The following is a 19,540-nucleotide window of genomic DNA, read 5'->3' as shown; positions in this document are numbered from 1 at the left end:
TTAAGACAATAATACGTTACTTATTTTTTCGTACAGAGGAGTTTTTACGCCATACTTAAAACCTTCTTCAACAACAAATTTTGTTAGCGAAGAAGCCTCTATTTTATTACCTGCCAAATAATCTCTGTGCATAGATGAAGTCGCTTCTTTAGGCGATTTTTCTAGTTTTATGATTGTCTGATTTACAATATCTTCCGGTAGTTGTAACCCTTTTGCTTTGGCTACCAATTCGATTTCATGAAGCAATTCTACATAAATTGCTTTAGAATTCTTATTGCTTAATATAGTGCCAATATTCTCATTCAAATAAGAGGTCGCAGAAGCTAAGGCTGATATAAAAATAAATTTTTCCCAAACAGTTTCTTCAATATTATCTGCCAAATAACTTTCGATTTTAGCTTCTTTAAAAATATTTTGTAAATCGTTTAGTTTAGAAACCGATACAGTTTTAGATCCGAAAAATAATTTTTCGTAAAAACCAATTTTACGAATTGTTCCGGGCGAAAAAATCATCGAAATAATATAGATACAACCTTGTAAAACTTCATTTTTTGGAAATATTTTCTGAATACGTTCCGGTGCGTCAACACCATTATATAAAGGAAGAATAACGGTTTCGGGAACAATACACTTTTTTAATGAAAGTAAACTTTCCTCAATATCATAGGTTTTAGTTGCGCAAATTAGATAATCTAATTGTCCAATTTCATCCGGATTATTCGAAACCAATTTTGGATGAACAATAAATTCAGTTTCATCAGTAACGATTTTTAATCCTTCCTGAGCAATTATCCTTTGAGTTTCACCACGTGCGATAAAAATTACTTCGACATCATCCGCTTTATAATACGCTTTTGCCAAAAGTCCACCAAAATAACCACCTACTCCACCGAGTCCTAAAATTCCGATTCTTTTCATAAATTCCAAATTTAAAAATTCCAAATTCCAATAAATATAGTAAGCTAAACATGTAGTTTGTCATTTCGAGAAATGACAAAAAATGAGAATAAATACACAATCCAATAAAAAAAACCTGCCTTAATCCGCGCCTTCGCAATAGCGAATCAGTATAATCCGCGTGCTTTTAAACGCAAAATCATTCCTCTAAAACAGGATCTAAATTAAGTTCCGTAAAATCATGCTCACTTTTCGAGATTATAATCGTTGCCACTGTATTTCCAATTAAATTTGTTATCGCTCTTGCTTCACTCATAAATTTATCAACTCCCAGTAAAAAAGCCAAACCTTCAACCGGAATTTTATGCAAAGCTGTCAAAGTCGAAGCCAGGACAATAAATCCGCTTCCGGTAACGCCTGCAGCTCCTTTTGATGTAATCATCAAAATCCCGATAACGCTCAGGATTTCGAAAAAACTCAAATGTACATCATACAATTGGGCAAGAAATATTACTGACATGGATAAATAAATTGAAGTTCCGTCAAGATTAAAGGAATATCCCGTGGGAATCACCAATCCTACAACCGATTTGCTACACCCCATTTGTTCCAGTTTTACCATAATACTAGGCAAAGCGGCTTCAGATGAAGACGTTCCCAAAACCAGTAAAAGTTCTTCTTTAATGTATTTTAAAATCGAAAGAATACTGATTTTATAATATTTCAGAATAGTGCCTAAAACAAGAAATACAAATAAAGCCATTGTGAGATAAACGCACAGCATTAATTTACCAAGCGGAATCAAGGTTTGTAACCCAAACTTACCAATTGTATACGCCATTCCGCCAAATGCACCAATTGGCGCAAGATACATGACATATTTCAAGCCCAGAAAAACCACTTTTGAAAAGCGATCTAAAACCAAAATCGTTTGTTCTCTTTTTTTATAAAAATTCAAAGCTATTCCGCAAATAATTGCTGCGAGTAAAACTTGTAAGGTAAAATTTGAAAAGAAAAATTCCAGCCAGGAAAAATCTTTTGCTACACCATTTGTATATTGACTGGCATCACCAAGTGTCAAACCTGATTTATCAATTTTTCCGGGTTTAAAAAAATAAGCTACAGCTACACCAATCGCGAGTGCAATTGTCGAAACTACTTCAAAATATCCCAGTGCCTTAACACCAATTCGTCCTACTTTTTTCAGGTTTCCCATACCGGAAATACCCAAAACAATCGTCAGAAAGATTATCGGACCAATAAAAATTTTGATAAGTGCAATAAATTTAGCTCCCAGAATTTCCATTTTCACGCCATTTGCAGGCGAAAAATGTCCGAGTAAAATCCCGGCAATTATAGCAATCAAAACCCAAAAAGTAAGATTGGTGATTATAGTATAAAAAATACCTTTTTTAGATTTAGCTGTAGGTTTTTGAGAGGTTATATTCATGAAATTAGATTAGAGAGTTTCACAAATATATAAAAAATGCAGACCTGTAAGCCGGATTCTGTCTTTGATAAATCAAAGCCTTATCATTTATCTAGATCCCGCATTACTACGGGACTCAAGCTACCTACCCTTCAACAACGGACGAGAAGCCCTTAAATGCTGATATACTTGGTATTTCACCGCATAGAGTTTACCTGGTTTCACTACAGCATTACCTGTACATACTTTCTGTTGCACTTGTCCTTGCGTTATTTCTAACACCGACGGGTGTTACCCGCTATGCTTCTCTGTGGTGTCCGGACTTTCCTCCCTCCCAATAAATCAGGACGACGATAAGGCGGTCTGCGGCGCAAAAGTAGCGATTTATATACTAAGAATAATGATTTTAAATTTCAGATTTTAGCATAGCATTCATAACAATTTAATTTTAAATTAGTTATCTTTAAAATCCATAATTTTAAATTCAATTATCATGACTAGAATGTATCATTACGCAACTGTTTCAAAAGCTCTGGATCAATTACATGAAAAAGGATTTACTTATGATTTTAATCTAAACTCAGATATGATTAAAAAAAATCCTGAAAAATTTGAAATTGTACATGTGTATCGATACGAAGGGGATTCAGATCCCGGCGATGAGGCGGTTGTGTACGGAATTAAATCAAATAACGGAAAAAAAGGCGTGTATGTATCAGGCTTCTCAGCTGATTCTGATCAGGAAACTGCCAAATTTTTATCCGATTTGAGTATTAAAGGAAGATGATAGTAAGTCGCTGGGTAAAATTTTACTCAGCGACATAAAATGTTTAAGACATTATTTTACTTTGCTTTTAAACTTTCAAAATGTTTTGACTTCTTAGCTATAGGATTGTAGCTAAAAAAAAGCCCATCATAAAGACGGACTTTTCATCACAATTCATAAATAAATTATGCTGTTGGTATTTTTAACTTCCAACCTGGTTGAATCAGGTCAGGATTTTTAATAATATCTCTATTCGCTTCAAAAATTGCTTCCCATGAAACGCCGTGAGCTTTACCAATTTTTGATAAAGAATCCCCACTTTGTACGGTATAATCTGTAGTTGTGCCTTGGGTAACAGCGATATTCATAACCACATCAGCTGATCTGAATTCAGGATCTATTTTTCCGTAAGCATCCCAAAGTCTTTCTTTATCTTCTGCTGATTTTGCCGTACCATCAACATACAATACATTATCTTGTTCTCTAACCTGCAAATTAGCTATACCTAAATTAGCCGCTAAATCTGTTAATTCTTTGTATTTATCTTGTAAACTCATAGCGACATTATTTAATAGTTAATTTGTTTTCAACCTTTTTAGGCTTTAATTCCTGTACACTTTTTATCAAATTAGGCAATTGGTCTTTTTTGATATCACCCGTAAGTGTTACCACACCATCCTTAACTGTAGCTGTCACACCATTATAAGTTTTGACTACTTCATTTACTGAAGTATTTAAAACACTATCAGCGTTAATTTCAACCGGAGCTTCTGTTACAACAGGTTCCGGAGCTGGAATTTCGCAGTTATTTACTAGAGTTTTGACCCCTTTAACCCCTTTTACAATACTTTCGGCATTTTGTTTTACTGCTTCATCGTTACAAGTTCCTGAAATAGTAGCTACTCCTTTTACAACAGTTACTTCTACTCCCGGAAGGCTGCTGATTTTTGCAGAAATCTCTTTTTCAATATCTGCATCTTTAGGGCCACAGGCCACTAATGTAACAGCAAGCATCATCCCAAATAAACTAGATTTAATTTTCATCATGATATTTTTTAGTATTAAACATATAAAATTAAACGAATAAAAATACTAAATATTACAAAATAATCCTACAATTTTTACAGTATTGCCATATTTAAAACTCAAATTCATTATTTCTATACTTCAATCTGGTAGTATTATTTTTATTATTGACGTTCCAACCTAACTGAATGGCATTTTGAATTATTATTTTGATAAAACCCGGAGTTACAATTTTTGGTTCAAAATCTGCGGGACGTTCTTCCGGATGATTGACAAATTCCCAATAATCAAAATATCCAAAATCAATTTCAAGTTTGTTCGATTGATTCTGATCAGGTCTAATTTCTATAACGCCGTTTAATCTCCAACAGTAAATAGTAGTGTCTATTGTTATTTTTCGAAACCCATTTCTTTTCTTCGGAATCATGATTTAATTTATTCTTTAACCTTTAAATTTTACAAATGTGCAAGACTGGAAAAAATTTTCTCACAAATAAAGTAAAATTAAAATAATGTTTCGTTCACTTTATTAAACTGGAATTACTGTTTCTGATTTCACTTAAAACTAAAAACAAAAACCTTACTTACTCACATTCAAAACAATCAAAATTCACTCTAATATTTATGAATTTCAGATTTGTGATTTGGTAAATTTCAGCCTATATTTGCTATCGAATAAAAAAGAATATGGAACAATTTGTAGTATCGGCTCGTAAGTATCGCCCACAAACCTTTAAGGATGTTGTAGGCCAGAAAGCCATTACCAACACTTTGCTGAATGCTATCGACAGCAATCACCTTGCTTCTGCCCTTTTATTCACAGGACCACGTGGAGTTGGAAAAACAACTTGTGCCCGTATTTTGGCCCGTAAAATTAATCAGCCCGGATATGATGATCCCAATGAGGATTTTGCTTTTAACGTTTTTGAGTTAGATGCGGCTTCAAACAACTCTGTTGATGATATTCGAAGCCTTATCGATCAGGTTCGAATCCCACCACAAACAGGACAATACAAAGTCTATATTATTGACGAGGTCCATATGTTGTCTTCGGCAGCTTTTAATGCTTTTTTGAAAACATTGGAAGAGCCGCCAAAACATGCTATTTTTATTTTGGCGACAACAGAAAAACATAAAATTATTCCAACGATTTTATCTCGTTGTCAGATATTTGATTTCAAAAGAATTACCGTAAAAGATGCCAAAGAACATTTAGCAGAAGTTGCAGCAAGTCAGGGAATCAATTTTGAAGACGACGCCTTGCACATTATCGCTCAAAAAGCTGATGGTGCAATGCGTGATGCTTTATCTATATTTGACCGTGTAGTTTCGTATTGCGGAACGAATTTAACACGTCAGGCAGTAACCGAAAACCTAAACGTTTTAGATTACGAAACTTACATTAGTATTACTGATTTACTTTTAGAAAATAAGATTCCGGATCTTTTACTGGCTTACAATGATATTCTTTCAAAAGGTTTTGACGGACATCATTTTATTGCCGGACTGGCTTCGCATTTCAGGGATTTATTAGTAAGCAAAACTCCTGCAACAATCTCTTTGCTTGAAGTGGGTGAACAGGCGCAGCAAATGTATGGCGTACAAGCGCAAAAATGTTCTCAGGAATTTTTACTAAAAGGAATTGATATTGCAAACGACTGCGATTTAAAATATAAATTAAGTCAGAACCAACGTCTTTTGGTAGAATTATGTTTGATGCAATTGGCCTCTATCAACTTTGATGGAGAAAAAAAAAAGTTGAGCAATTCATAATTCCCCCAGTTTATTATAAAAACAGCGGATATTCTATAGTCGAAGTTGAAAGTCAAAAGCCTAAAACTGAAGCTGAAAAACCAACTTCGGAAATCGCAAACACAAACGCTTCTACTGTAGTTGAAACTCCAAAAAAAGAAGAAACACCTGTATCTCCAAAAGCTGAAGTTAGTACTGAACCTAAAATTTCTGCTTTTTCATTATCCAGTATCCGCAAGAAAAAAGAGCTGGAAGCCAGCACTAAATCGTATGTAAAACCATCTTCAGTATTACCAACCGAAGAATTTACCGAAACGGAAATGTTAGTGCAATGGAATAAATATGCGCAGCGTTTGGGCGATAAAGGATTTAAGATCATGGAATCGTTATTATTAATCAACGACCCAACTTTAGACGGAACTACAATTACGCTTGAATTACCAAATGAAGGATCTAAATTAGATTTTGAAAGCCAGATGCTTGGTCTTTTAGGACATTTAAAAGGACATTTACACAATCACAATATTACGATTCAGATTAATGTAAATGAAGCTATAGAAAACAAACGAAGTCTTAACGATCAGGACCGATACAATCGCTTATTGGAAATCAACCCAAATATTGAACTTTTACGTTCTACATTTGGATTGGATTTAAATGCCTGATATTTTCCAGCAGGCAAGTTTTTTTTATTTATTTCGGAGTCCAAAGTCAAAGACTTTTTCGAGCCATTTTTCCCTTTGTTTTTCATCAGCAGTTTTTATGATTCCGATATAACTGACTTTTACAGGTTTTACACCGCAGAATTCTAAAACAGTCTTTTTTAACTGATTGACACTTGGTCTTGCATAAAACAATCGGTAATACCAGCTTGGCTGATCTAATGTTGTAATTATATGTGCAGTTTTTCCTTTTAGCAATTTATCCCACCAAACTGAATTTTCGCGATGCTGAAATGCCATTCCGGGTAAAAATAAACGATCTATAAAACCTTTTGTAATTGCAGGCAAACCGCCCCACCAAATTGGATGAATCCAAACCAAATGATCTGCTCTTTTAATTTTTTCCCATGATTCTAATAAATCCGGTTCTAACTCAATTCGTTTTGTATAACCAAATTTCAGATTTGGATTGAATTGTAATTCAGCTATTGTTATGGTTTCTACCTGTGCTTTAGATTCAATTGCTCCTTTTAGATAAGATTGGGCAATTGCAAAATTAAAACTTGACGGATTTGGATGTCCGTTTATAATCAGTATTTTTTTCATGTTTTGCTTTTTTACAAAAATACTATTCTGATAAAAATGATTACAGGACAAATGTCCTATAAAACAGCTTTACGAATCCGGCTTAAATGCCTTGGGGTTACGCCTAAATACGACGCTAAATATTGAAGCGGAATCAGCTGAAGGTATTTTTGATGATTTTTATAAAGTTCCTGATAACGTTGGGTTCCGGACAATTTTTGAAATGAAATCATTCGCTTTTGAAGCGTTACATATTCCATTTCGGTTAGTTTGCGTCCTATTTGCTGCCAATGAATTCCTAATCGATAAAGCTTCTCTAAACTTTCACGACTTATGATTTGTAATTCTGTATCTGCGAGCGCCTGAATATTTTCTTCGGCAACATTTTGTGTTATAAAGCTTGAAAACGAAGCCATAAATTCATTTTCAAAAGCAAAACAATTTGTGATTTCATCGCCTTGATGATTGAAGAAATATGAACGTAGAATGCCACTTTTAATAAAGACGATTTCATTACAAACCTGATTTTCTTTCAATAAAAGCTCTCCTTTTTTAAGTTTTCGAAATGTAATCAAATCCTCTAAAAGATCTAATTCATTTTGAGGCAGAACCTGAATTGATTGAAAAACTGATTTCATTATAACGAACAATTTTTATGCTTTTCTATAGAAAAACATCTTTTTGTATAAGAAAAAATTAATTTTTAGCGGCAAAGGCTTTTTCTATTCTTTTGTCTGGAATTAGCCATAACATAGCAACGATAAAGTATGCGGCTCCGGCAATCCATTCGTTATAAAATGAAGAAATTATACCTACTAAATATAATATGGAAGATGCTTTTCCTTTCATATCCCTGCCAATCGCTTTGGCCAATATCGAATTTTGACCTTCGTTACTAATTACAATTTTCTGTAAAATAAAATAGGCTACTGAAGATAAAAACAACACAACTCCGTATAAGGCCATTGAAGCTTTTGCAAAATTATGTTCTCCCATCCAGCCTGTAGAAACCGGTATTAGGGATAGCCAAAAAAGTAAATGCAGATTACTCCACAAAACTTTTCCGTTTACTTTTGTTAATCCGTGAAATAAATAATGATGATTATTCCAGTAGATACCCACATAAATAAAACTCAAAATATAACTTAGAAACTTAGGAATTAGAGGTTTCAGATCAGAGAATTCATGTCCTTCAGGGACTTTAATTTCTAAAATCATAATGGTTATAATAATGGCCAATACACCATCACTAAAAGCTTCGAGTCTTGTTTTATTCATTTATGCTCTTCTTGTATTTATTTGCCACAGATTAAAAGGATTTTAAAAGATTTTCTAATTCGTTTAATCTGTGGGTGATTTTTCTCTAAATTTTACCGTAATACATTGCTTTTACGATTCCGTCAGAAAGTCCAATTTTTGGAACATAAATTTGGCGCGCTCCACTCCACTTCATCGCATTTAGATAAATTCTGGTCGCATGAATAATTACGTCGGCACGATCTGAATTTAATCCTAATTCGGCAATTCTTTGTTCGTAAGTCAAAGAGTTTAAAAACGCATATTGTGAATTAATATAAATATAGGAAAGTGGTTTTTCTTGTTGTTTTCCGGACATTTTAAATAACTTATTAATGTTTCCGCCGGAACCAATCAAGGTTACTTCTTCATAACCTGCTGTGTTTGTTTTAATCCATTTTTCGATTTCATCCCAAACTACATCGTGAACCATATTATTTAATAAACGAACTGTTCCAGCTTTAAAAGATCTGGAATTAACCAGTTTTCCGTCAGAAAAGAGCGTAAACTCTGTACTTCCGCCACCAACATCAACGAAAAGGTAGGTTTCATCAGTCTTTAATAAATGATGTAAATCAGTAGATGCAATAATCGCTGCTTCTTTTTTGCCATCGATAATTTCGATTTTTATATCGGCTTCTTTTTCAATTATTTCGACAACTTCTTTAGCGTTATAAGCTTCACGCATTGCCGAGGTTGCAAACGCCATATAACGCTCTACTTTATGTACTTTCATCAAAAGGTTGAATGCTTTCATCGCATCGACCATTCGATCTATATTTTCTTCTGAAATTTCTCCAACAGTAAAGGCATCTTGTCCCAAACGAATTGGCACACGAACAAGCGAACTTTTATTAAATTGGGGTTCTTTGCCATCTTGTTCTACAACATTTGATATTAGAAGCCTCATGGCATTTGATCCAATATCTATTGCTGCAAGTTTCTTTATATTAATCATGCTCACTTATGATTTGAATTTTATTTTTTTATTAATTTATTTTTTGTGGAACCTGCTCTAAAACTAAAATCTTATTTTGATAATATTTATAGGTTTCAAGCTGGGCCCTAAAAGGGGCATGATGATTTCGCGGCTTGTATTTATTATCCAGTTTATAGGAATGGTATCTCACTTTAACATTCCCTTTCCATGCAATATTAAAATTATCTATTAGTTCTTTCTTTATTTCGAGGTCATAAATTGGACAGGTAACTTCAACTCTTCCATCAAGGTTTCTGGTCATAAAGTCTGCCGATGAGATATAAACTTCGGTTAAACCTGCATTTCCAAAAATATAAACCCTTGAATGTTCCAGGTAATTATCGACGATACTTATGGCTTCAATGTTTTCGCTCATTCCCGGTATTCCCGGAATCAATGAGCAAATTCCTCTTACCTGAAGCTGAATTTTTACGCCTGCATTACTGGCTTCATATAATTTATCGATCATTTTAAAATCAGATAAACTATTCATTTTTAACTTAATATGGGTTTTTCTACCTGCTAAAGCATGCAGGATTTCACGATCAATAAGTTTAATAAATTTTGTTCGTGTATAGTGTGGCGATACAATTAAGTGTTTGTATCTGTGTACTCTGTAATTGATATCGAAAAATTCGAATATTTTAGAGATGTCTTTCAAAATTCCCTGATGACAGGTTAAAAGTGTCACATCTGTATAAATTTTTGCTGTAGATTCGTTGAAATTTCCTGTAGAAATAAATCCGTATCGACGTGTTTTACCTTCTTCAACTCTTTCTATAACACATATTTTACTATGTACTTTGAGTCCTTTTATACCAAAAATAAGATTAATACCTTCTGTTTGCATTTGTTCTGCATACGAGATATTTGTCGCTTCATCAAAACGTGCCTGAAGTTCGATTTGAACAGTAACTTTTTTACCATTTTTTGCGGCATTAATCAAAGAACTAATGACTTGTGAATTTTTTGCCAATCGATACAACGTGATTTTTATAGTAGTCACTTTGGGATCCAGAGCGGCTTCACGCAAAAATTTAGTTAAATATGAAAAAGATTGATATGGCGCGTGCAGCAAGTAATCTTTTTTATTGATTTTTTCGAGAATACTTCCTCCCAGGCTTAAACCGGGAATTGGTAATGGCTCATTTGGTTTATAAAGTAAGTCGTATCGTCCTAAGTTTGGAAAACCCATATAATCGCGACGATTATGGTATCGTCCTCCGGGAATAATACTGTCTGTTTCTACAATTTTCATTTTATCTAAGAAGAAATGTAATGTATCTTCTTCGATCAGGCTATCATATATAAAACGTACCGGTTCACCTATTCGTCTGTCTTTTACTGATGTTGCAATTTTTTCGAGCATACTTTTACTCAAATCGCTGTCAATATCCAACTGTGCGTCACGGGTTATTTTGATCATGTGTGCCGAAACACTCTTGTAATCAAAAATATTAAATATGTTTTTAAGGTTGTAACGAATTACATCATCAATTAGAATAACGTAATGTTTTTCATCGTGTGATGGCAGAACTACGAATCTGTTAATGGTTTTTGGAATTTCGATTACAGCATAACGAACCTCATCGTTTGTATTCATTTCTAAACGAACGGCGAGATATCCCAAAGTATCTTTTAGAATTGGGAATTCGGCCAAATCATTCAAAATAATAGTGACTAATTCCGGACTTAATCTTTGGGTAAAAAAGTCCTTTAGAAATATTTCCTGATCGGGTGTAATTTGATCTTCGTTTATGATAAAGATATTTTCGGCTTCAAGTTCCGCTTCGATATTTCCTAAAATACGTAAACTTTCAGATTGCTGCTGAATTACAATTTCAGTAATATCCTTAATTAACTGATGAGCAGAAACTCCGCCTAAATATTTTTCTCCAGAAATTCCTGAAAGGCTTAATCGTCTAATAGCGGCATACCGAACTCTAAAAAATTCATCTAAATTGTTCGAAAAAATTCCAACAAAACGCAGCCTGTCTAAAAGCGGAACGGTGTTATCTGCTGCTTCCTGAAGCACTCTTGCATTAAACGCTAACCAACTTTTTTCTCTATCGATATATTTCTGTTCGTACACTTTATTATTATTTTAAATCTTTGGGGAAAATTGTTTTATGAGTTTTACCTTTATTAATAGTGTTCCAACTTTCTGCATCAAACTGTAATGACACAAAGCCGGAAGTAGGAACGTTCTCGATAAAAACATCCCCAAATTTATTAACAAAATTTGTAATAGCCTCGTTATGTCCAAAAAGAATAACGCTTTCGAAACTATTATCACATGATTTAATAACCTTTTCGAGCTGTTTATCATCAAAGGTATAAAGATCGTCTTTATAAACGATACTTTCAATAGGGTATGAAATATTTTGAGCAAAAATAAGTGCCGTTTCTGAGGCTCTTGCCGCCGTGCTGCTCCAGATAATATAGGTTTTAGGAAGATATTTTGAAATATGAGAAGATACGTCATGGGCATCTAAAATCCCTCTCTTCATTAAAGGTCGGTCAAAATCTTTTAAAGGTGCTTCCCAACTCGATTTAGCATGTCGTATTAAAATTAAATTTTTCATAAGCAGCAAGTTTATAAACCTCATTTAAGGTTACTAATTTTTATTGAAGTTCTAATTTACAAAAGAAAAATCAATCCCTCTCTCTTTTTTATTTCTGTTAACATTAAATAGAAATTTTAACAAGAATAAAAAATTCTCGAAACTGAATTTTCTTTAAAATAAACACATGTTCTTATGATAAAAAGATGCTCTTTATCTGTTAAAACAAACAGTTGGTCGATTTATACATATTTACAATAAATTAACTAAATAACTGATTATTAACCACTTAAAATATTTAAAAAATTACTTTTTTCAGCAAAAAATCAATAAATACTTACTTTTTTGATTGTTATAAATCACATGAAAAACCATTTTTTAGAGGTTAATTTAACAAAAATTATACACTTCAACGAGTTTTTAGGTTAGTTGCAGACAAAAAAAATCAAAAGTAAACACTCTCTATAACTTTGATTCTGTTAAAATTAAATCAATAACAAAAACAAAAAACCTAAGTTATGAGAACTAAAACTACACTTGAAAAAGCAGTGAAATTTGTTAACAATTGTAAGTTTATTTTTTCTTTCAAAAAAAACATTTTTCGCAGAAACTTGTTTTGCTTATCCCTTTTTTTGGTAACTACAATTTCATTTGCTCAATCTGTTTCGTGCAACGCCACATTGGTAGTTGAAAATAACGGAAACATTAGAAGTACTCCTCTTGAAGGAACTTATTATGCGATGATACTCACGAACAACAGCTCCTCTACTGATACTTTTATTTTAAGTAACAAAAACATCAATTCTTCCTGCACCAACACAGATGGAAGTTCAACGACAGGAAATGTAACAATTAGTACTGATTTTATAGATTCTGAAAGAAACTCTCTTAATGAAATCACTTTGAACCCAGGACAATCCAAAAGTTTTTATATACACGTGACGGTTCCTGCCGGGACTTCTATACAAAAATGGTCTTGTGACCAGATTACTGCTACTTCAAAAAACTGTATCAATTATACTGTCGATACTGTTTTACACACTTACATCATTAATCCGGTTAATGATTAAAATAAATATATCAAGTATTCCCTTAAAATAATTTAAAATGGAAAAACTATTACTCTCTTTAAGCAGTTATTTACTAGATATAAAAAAAATATACTTTGCTGTATTATTTCTTCTTTGGTCTTCAATTGGGTTGGCACAATCAATAACTACTAATAAAACGGTAACCGCAAATGCAACAAATTGCGGTATTGTAAACGTAAAAGTAGATATTACAGGGGCAAATCCTATTACGAGAAATTCAGATGTAGTTTTGGCTATTGATATTTCCGGCAGTATGGGTTATACTATCCCGGGAGATTTTAAAACATCTATGGATTATGCAAAAGATGCTGCACTGGCATTTCTTACGCAAGCCAAAGTGAATCCTCAAAACCGAATCGCAATTGTGGCGTACAGTACAACTGCATCTTTAAAAATAGGGCTGACTTATTTGAATGCTGCCGGCGTTGCTGCCATAACAACTCAAATTAATAACTTACAAGCTACTAACTCAACCAATCTTTATGGTGGAATTGTTAGATCAGAAACAGAATTAGAAACAAATGGCCGATTTGACTGCAGAAGTGCAAGAGCTATAATTTTATTAACTGATGGTGTAGCTAATGTAACAGGAACTAACGGAAATACAACTTGTAATATTAGTAAAACATCGCAATGTGTTACTACTGCTATAAACGCTGCCACAAATGCAAAAACAACAACAAAATCAAGCATTGTTTATAATAATCAACTTTTTTCTGTTGGTCTTTTTGGCGGGCTGAGCGGCAATATAAATACAAATAATAGTGAACAAAATATTGCCAAATATACTTTAGACAATATACAGGGAAGTCCGGCGTATATTACACAAAGTGGAGCAAACTTAACCTCGATATACAATCAAATCGCGACTCAGATTTCATGGGTTGCACAAAATTTAATCACAAAGGAAACTGTAATTCCGGGGTTTACTATAGGTTCGATTACAACAAGTAAAGGAACGGCTTCATTATCCGGACAGGTAATTACGTGGAATACTGATTTTTTGAATTCGGAAACCATTACTTTAAATTACCAATTAACGCCAACCGGAACTGCCTGCGGAAATCAAATTGTGAGTACATCTACTTTGAATTATCAAAATTCATCTTGTGCCAATGATTCTAAAGCCATCAATACATCAAGTTACTTTGTTCCGTGTGTACCATTAATTACAGGAATTTTAACTGCATGCGGTTCGACCACATTAACGGCTACTACAAATGCTTCTTCACCAACTTATGTATGGTATAAAGATAATGCTGTTTTAGCAGGACAAACTTCGGCCACACTTGTTGTAACAGCTAGTGGCGCTTATAAAGTCAAAGTAAAAAATGGCACAACGAATTGTGAATTAACCTCAGCAGAATCAACTGTTTCCATAAGTCCTGCCGCAGCACTTACAGCACCTGCAAACGCAAGTATTTCTGGTTGTGGAACCGGTGCAATAACTGGACTTGCCTACAGTACCTCAAGCAGTACTATTACTTTGGCACAATTAGTCGCTGCCGGAGGATCATTACCAAACAGTACTTTACTAGGAACCTATACAATATCGTATTCAGACGTTGCTACAGGTACTTGCCCAACAATTGTTACCAGAACTTTTAAAGTTGTAACAGGTTGTGGAAGTATTACGGCTTCGCAAAATATCTCTATTACAGATACTTCTGCTCCAACCTGGACAACTTCGGCGACAGCATTAAACACAACTTTGCAATGCAGCGATACAGCAGGATTGACAACTGCTCAAAACCAAGCTCCTGTGGCAACAGATAATTGCGGAGGAACAGTAACGTATACTAAAACGAGCGGAACTTTTGCGGCAAGTTCATGTGCCAATTCAGGAACATATACGAATACGTGGATTGCGAAAGATGTGTGTTTGAATACTTCAACCATTTTCACACAAGTAATTACGATTCAGGATACTTCTGCTCCAACCTGGACAACTTCGGCTACGGCTTTAAACATAACTTTACAATGCAGTGATGCAGCAGGATTGACAACTGCTCAAAACCAAGCTCCGATTGCAACAGATAATTGCAGCGGAACAGTAACGTACACAAAAACAAGCGGAGCTTTCGTTGTGGGTTCTTGTGCAAATTCAGGAACATATACCAATACGTGGATTGCCAAAGATGTGTGTTTGAATACTTCTACCATTTTCACACAAGTAATTACGATTCAGGATACTTCTGCTCCAACCTGGACAACTTCGGCAACAGCATTAAACACAACTTTGCAATGCAGCGATACAGCAGGATTGGCAGCTGCTCAAAACCAAGCTCCGATTGCAACTGATAATTGCAACGGAACAGTAACGTATACTAAAACGAGCGGAACTTTCGCTGTGGGTTCATGTGCAAATTCAGGAACATACACGAATACGTGGATTGCCAAAGATGTGTGTTTGAATACTTCAACCATTTTCACACAAGTAATTACGATTCAGGATACTTCTGCTCCAACCTGGACAACTGCTATTTCTTCTCTAAATAAAACTATCGAATGCAGTGATGCAGATGCTTTAACTTCCGCGCAAGCGTTATTCCCTACAGCTTCAGATTTATGCGATGCTGATGTTTCGAATATTGTAAAAGTTAGCGGTGCTTTTGTAGCTTCTGCTAATTGTTCGAATGCGGGAACTTACACCAATACATGGACCGTTAAAGATGATTGCGGAAATACTTCTGACACTTTCACGCAGGTAATTACGATTCAGGATACTTCAAAACCAATATTTATTGGAGATCTTCCGATAGATAGTACTGTTTCTTGTGATGCTGTTCCTGAACCTGCAAATATCGAAGCTTCGGATAATTGCAGTGGTGATTTACCTATTGTTTTCAGTGAAACCAAAAGTGATATCCAGAATGGCTGTAATACTAATTACACTTTAACACGTAAATGGAACACTAGCGATTGTAGTGCAAATACGGCAACTTATACTCAAATTATTACGGTTAGAGATACAACTCCGCCTACCGGAACTGCACCAACAGATGTTACTAATTTGCAGACTATTGCTGATATTCCTGTTGGAAGTTTAACGGATATAAAAGATGCTGCTGACAATTGCAGTACTGCTATCGATATTACCATAAGTGATACTGATAATGGTGGAAGCGGTTGCGAGGGAAATGCTTATATCCTGACCAGAACGTATATTTTAACGGACTGCGCCGGTAATAAAACGGAATTAAAACAAACTTTTACTGTCGAAAACCAAGTTTCAGTAACCGGAGTTGCCTCAAATGTAACTTGCCTGAACGGAAAAGACGGTTCAATCATGATTACCAATAGTCCGGGATCTACTGTTGTTATTAAAAATGAAAATAATGAAGTTGTGGGAAACAATAATTTACCAGCCGGAACATACACCCTTATAGCAACATCATCTGTAAATACCGGAAACCAAACTTGTTCTGCTATTGCGACAGTTGTAATCACGCAACCTGCTTACACGATTAAAATATCCGGACAAATTATAAACAAAGACACTAATACACCACTTGCTGGTGTGCCTGTAACTTTGATTCCTCAAGGTACTACAACTGGCTCAACTTTATTAAGAATCACCGGTGCTGATGGTCTTTATAGTTTTTCGGGAATGTCTTCCGGAAGTTATTTAGTTCAGGTTCAAGACGCAAATTTAAATAGTGCTTATCAATTATATCCTATAGATTCAAGTTTGTTTTTTACGACACTTGAAGATTGTAAATTTCAACAGCATAATTTTGAATATGGAAAATCAACTCTTCCGGTTCTTGGAGATTATGTTTGGTATGATACAAACGCTAACGGAATTCAGGATGAATGGTACGATGTCAATAATGACGGGGTTGTGACTAAAAATACTCCGGACGAAAATGGTGCTGTCGACTACAACCAATGGGAATGGATTGATCTTAACGGTGACGGAAGTTATGCAGGATCATTGAATGTTGGGGAATTAAATGCGGGTGGTTTTGGAAATGCACAAAGTCCTAACGTAATCATTGATGGTCCAAACGGATATCACGCTGAAGTAATTGTGGGTATTGAAGGATTCTGGAGAAACAGACCTGAAACAGCAAATCCGTATGGAGAATACAAAATAAAATTAGTAAAAGATGCTAATCTGGATGCTGTTGCTGCAAATTTAGGTGCTACGGGTTTAGTAAAAGTTATTCCGTCGATTACAGACAAAAAAATAACAAATAAAACGGCTAAATCTCAATTGCATACCGTTTGTGCTACAACTGGAGGTGCTGGTGGATATATTGTAAAAATTAGTCCTGAAGATTTAGTTCATTTGAATGCTGATTTTGGAGTAAATTGTAAAGTCTACTCTGATATTGTAGCTAATGATGATACAGCGGGGCCAATTGTTGGGGTAAATGTTACTACGCCAAATGTGCTTAACGTATTGCATAATGATACACTTGAAGGAATTACTGTAACTGCTTCTGATGTTATTATTACCACAGTAACACCAAATGCCTTTTTGCAACTAAATCCTGATGGTTCTGTCGCTGTTTTACCAAATGCACCTGCCGGTACTTTGACATTGGTATACCAAATTTGCGAAGCCGATCAGACAGATAATTGTGATACTGCGATTGTAACCATTACTATATCAGCACCTCCTGCTCCGCCAGCTCCGGTTGTAGCAACAGATGATGTTTATGCAAATATTGGCTGTAACACATTTGGATTAGCAGGAAATGTTTTGAGCAACGATTTTAAAGGTTTAACCAAAGCCTCATTAGATCTTGTAAACTTTACATTATTAACTCAAAATAATACTGCTGTAAAAACAGATCCAAACATCACTTTTGATATTTTAGGAAATGTAACGGTATCCGGCTTAACGCCAGCTGGAACTTATACATACAGCTATCAAATTTGCGACAAAATAAATCCTGATAATTGTGATACAGCTACGGTTACTGTAATAGTGGTTCCAAACGGAACGACAAACATATCGGGCTCTGCCTGTAATAATGATTCAACGCTGATAAACTTACTTTCTTTATTACCTGAAAACACACCCGCAACAGGATCCTGGATTGATGCCGGAAACAGCAATTCGATACAAGGAAATACACTAAATGCATTTGGTTTAGCACTTGGCAATTACACTTTCGAATATAAAATAACGGATCAAAATTGTCCCCGAAGTATAATTCTAAACATGCAAATAAACGATGATTGTAAAGTGCTGGCTTGCGGTAATGTCATAGTTCATAATGCTTTCTCTCCTAATGGTGACGGAATAAATGATTATTTCAGAATTGACAGCATTGATGATATCACTTGTTATCCTGAAAATAATGTAGAAATCTATAATCGCTGGGGAATATTAGTTTTTGAAACTGATAATTATAACAATACAACCAATGCATTTGACGGAACATCAAGAGGAAGAACAACTGTGAAACAATCTGATGGGTTACCAACCGGAACCTATTTCTACATCGTGAATTACAAATCTTTAGACGGAAATAATCTCCTTCAAAACAACAAAAAAGATGGGTATTTATATTTATCCAAATAAAATCGATAGTAATAATAATTTAATAATATCTACTATGAGAACAAAATTATTTTTCATCGTTATACTGTTTACGGGTATTGCAGGTTATGCACAACAAGATGCACAATTTACACAATACATGTACAACACCATCAATATTAATCCGGCTTATGCGGGATCACGAGGAGCTTTAAGCATTTTTGGGTTGTATCGTACACAATGGGTTGGTCTTGACGGAGCTCCGGAAACGAGCAACTTTTCAGTCAATACACCTATCAATAATAGCAATGTTGGAATTGGTGTTTCACTAATAAATGATAAAATTGGTCCAACAAATGAAAACAATCTTTCTGTTGATCTTTCGTATACAATTCAGACTTCACCAGATTTCAAATTATCTTTTGGAATAAAAGGAACAGCCAACTTGTTCAATCTTGATATCAATAAATTAAATCCCGAGAATCAGGGCGATCCGCAGTTTCAGGATCTTGATAATAAATTCTCGCCAAATGTAGGCGCCGGTGTATATTGGCATTCTAACAAAGCGTATGTTGGATTATCAGTTCCTAATTTCATAGAAACCAATAGATATGATGATAATGATATTGCTATTTTCAAGGATAAAATCAATTATTATTTAATTGCCGGATATGTATTTGATCTTGACAAATTAGAATACATAAAATTCAAGCCCGCAATATTAACCAAAATGGTAGAAGGCGCACCACTTCAGGTAGATGTTTCGGCAAACTTCATGTTCATAGAAAAATTTGTTGTGGGCGTAGCTTACAGATGGAGCGCTTCTATAAGTGCTATGGTAGGTTTCCAGATTACAGACGGACTTTATTTGGGCTATGGTTACGATCGTGAAACCACCAATCTGAACAATTATAATTCAGGATCACATGAGATATTCCTGCGTTACGAATTCATAAAAAACAACGGTAAACTGACTACACCACGTTTCTTTTAAAA

18 protein-coding genes and 1 other RNA gene are annotated in these 19,540 nt (G+C 34.5%); 6 read left to right on the top strand and 13 right to left on the bottom strand.

All coding sequences use genetic code 11. The annotated features are described in order from the left end of the window. The 3 genes from RC62_RS15075 to rnpB all read right to left on the bottom strand — a co-directional run bounded on the left by RC62_RS15075 (position 1) and on the right by rnpB (position 2,696). Positions 1-918 (bottom strand): ketopantoate reductase family protein, encoded by a 918-nt coding sequence (locus RC62_RS15075; protein WP_055096598.1) that lies wholly within the window; start codon positions 916-918, stop codon positions 1-3. 178 nt (positions 919-1,096) lie between these two features. Then, complete coding sequence (locus RC62_RS15070; protein ID WP_055096596.1) at positions 1,097-2,347, bottom strand: cation:dicarboxylate symporter family transporter; 1,251 nt, start codon at positions 2,345-2,347, stop codon at positions 1,097-1,099. Between the two features lie 31 nt (positions 2,348-2,378). Then, positions 2,379-2,696, bottom strand: an RNA gene (rnpB, locus tag RC62_RS15310) — RNase P RNA component class A. A gap of 123 nt (positions 2,697-2,819) precedes the next feature. Here rnpB and RC62_RS15065 point away from each other — a divergent pair. Then, the gene (locus tag RC62_RS15065; protein WP_055096593.1) at positions 2,820-3,113 is read left to right on the top strand and encodes a hypothetical protein; all 294 of its coding nucleotides are present in this window, start codon (positions 2,820-2,822) and stop codon (positions 3,111-3,113) included. A gap of 164 nt (positions 3,114-3,277) precedes the next feature. Here RC62_RS15065 and RC62_RS15060 read toward each other — a convergent pair whose 3' ends face one another. The 3 genes from RC62_RS15060 to RC62_RS15050 form a co-directional block, all read right to left on the bottom strand. Further along, positions 3,278-3,649 carry a LysM peptidoglycan-binding domain-containing protein gene (locus RC62_RS15060; RefSeq protein WP_055096591.1) on the bottom strand — a complete coding sequence of 124 codons (372 nt, stop codon included), beginning with the start codon at positions 3,647-3,649 and terminating at the stop codon, positions 3,278-3,280. Between the two features lie 7 nt (positions 3,650-3,656). Further along, positions 3,657-4,136 carry a BON domain-containing protein gene (locus tag RC62_RS15055; protein WP_055096588.1) on the bottom strand — a complete coding sequence of 160 codons (480 nt, stop codon included), beginning with the start codon at positions 4,134-4,136 and terminating at the stop codon, positions 3,657-3,659. Between the two features lie 94 nt (positions 4,137-4,230). Further along, positions 4,231-4,545: a hypothetical protein gene (locus RC62_RS15050; RefSeq protein WP_055096586.1), complete on the bottom strand. Its 315-nt coding sequence runs from the start codon at positions 4,543-4,545 to the stop codon at positions 4,231-4,233. A 260-nt stretch (positions 4,546-4,805) separates the two neighbouring features. Here RC62_RS15050 and dnaX point away from each other — a divergent pair, with 260 nt between their 5' ends. Continuing rightward, positions 4,806-5,891, top strand: a complete 1,086-nt coding sequence (dnaX, locus tag RC62_RS15045; protein ID WP_055096584.1) for a DNA polymerase III subunit gamma/tau — start codon at positions 4,806-4,808, stop codon at positions 5,889-5,891. A gap of 52 nt (positions 5,892-5,943) precedes the next feature. Here the strand turns inward: dnaX and RC62_RS23015 are convergent, their stop codons facing one another. Further along, on the bottom strand, positions 5,944-6,249 hold the full coding sequence (locus RC62_RS23015) for a hypothetical protein (protein WP_167343857.1): 306 nt from the start codon (positions 6,247-6,249) through the stop codon (positions 5,944-5,946). Here RC62_RS23015 and RC62_RS15040 point away from each other — a divergent pair. After that, positions 6,248-6,535, top strand: coding sequence for a DNA polymerase III (locus RC62_RS15040; RefSeq protein ID WP_245176834.1), 288 nt, complete (start codon positions 6,248-6,250; stop codon positions 6,533-6,535). The two genes, RC62_RS23015 and RC62_RS15040, sit on opposite strands and share 2 nt — an antisense overlap. Positions 6,536-6,559: 24 nt before the next feature. Here RC62_RS15040 and RC62_RS15035 read toward each other — a convergent pair whose 3' ends face one another. The 6 genes from RC62_RS15035 to RC62_RS15010 all read right to left on the bottom strand — a co-directional run bounded on the left by RC62_RS15035 (position 6,560) and on the right by RC62_RS15010 (position 11,977). Beyond that, a complete protein-coding gene (locus RC62_RS15035; RefSeq protein WP_055096579.1) occupies positions 6,560-7,138 on the bottom strand; it encodes an NAD(P)H-dependent oxidoreductase in 579 nt (192 codons plus the stop codon). A gap of 56 nt (positions 7,139-7,194) precedes the next feature. Continuing rightward, on the bottom strand, positions 7,195-7,755 hold the full coding sequence (locus RC62_RS15030; RefSeq protein ID WP_055096577.1) for a Crp/Fnr family transcriptional regulator: 561 nt from the start codon (positions 7,753-7,755) through the stop codon (positions 7,195-7,197). A gap of 58 nt (positions 7,756-7,813) precedes the next feature. Further along, a complete protein-coding gene (locus RC62_RS15025) occupies positions 7,814-8,395 on the bottom strand; it encodes a TMEM175 family protein (RefSeq protein WP_055096575.1) in 582 nt (193 codons plus the stop codon). An 85-nt stretch (positions 8,396-8,480) separates the two neighbouring features. Next, complete coding sequence (locus tag RC62_RS15020; protein ID WP_055096572.1) at positions 8,481-9,371, bottom strand: Ppx/GppA phosphatase family protein; 891 nt, start codon at positions 9,369-9,371, stop codon at positions 8,481-8,483. A 31-nt stretch (positions 9,372-9,402) separates the two neighbouring features. Then, positions 9,403-11,484 (bottom strand): polyphosphate kinase 1, encoded by a 2,082-nt coding sequence (gene ppk1 / locus RC62_RS15015; RefSeq protein WP_055096570.1) that lies wholly within the window; start codon positions 11,482-11,484, stop codon positions 9,403-9,405. Between the two features lie 7 nt (positions 11,485-11,491). Next, on the bottom strand, positions 11,492-11,977 hold the full coding sequence (locus tag RC62_RS15010; RefSeq protein ID WP_055096750.1) for a SixA phosphatase family protein: 486 nt from the start codon (positions 11,975-11,977) through the stop codon (positions 11,492-11,494). Positions 11,978-12,588: 611 nt separating this feature from the next. On the opposite strand from RC62_RS15010, the gene RC62_RS15005 reads away from it, so the two are divergent. Genes RC62_RS15005 through RC62_RS14995 form a run of 3 tightly spaced genes read left to right on the top strand, consistent with a single transcriptional unit; the run spans position 12,589 to position 19,538 of the window. Continuing rightward, positions 12,589-13,026, top strand: coding sequence for a hypothetical protein (locus tag RC62_RS15005; protein WP_167343863.1), 438 nt, complete (start codon positions 12,589-12,591; stop codon positions 13,024-13,026). A 37-nt stretch (positions 13,027-13,063) separates the two neighbouring features. Beyond that, complete coding sequence (locus RC62_RS15000; protein WP_055096566.1) at positions 13,064-18,586, top strand: gliding motility-associated C-terminal domain-containing protein; 5,523 nt, start codon at positions 13,064-13,066, stop codon at positions 18,584-18,586. 34 nt (positions 18,587-18,620) lie between these two features. Continuing rightward, a complete protein-coding gene (locus RC62_RS14995) occupies positions 18,621-19,538 on the top strand; it encodes a type IX secretion system membrane protein PorP/SprF (RefSeq protein WP_055096748.1) in 918 nt (305 codons plus the stop codon). Positions 19,539-19,540 lie beyond the last annotated feature (2 nt).

Source organism: Flavobacterium aquidurense (genome assembly GCF_001404985.1).
In the GTDB taxonomy this organism is placed as follows: domain Bacteria; phylum Bacteroidota; class Bacteroidia; order Flavobacteriales; family Flavobacteriaceae; genus Flavobacterium; species Flavobacterium aquidurense_B.
Note: the sequence above shows the minus strand (reverse complement) of the source record. Positions and strands in the feature narration are given on the sequence as shown.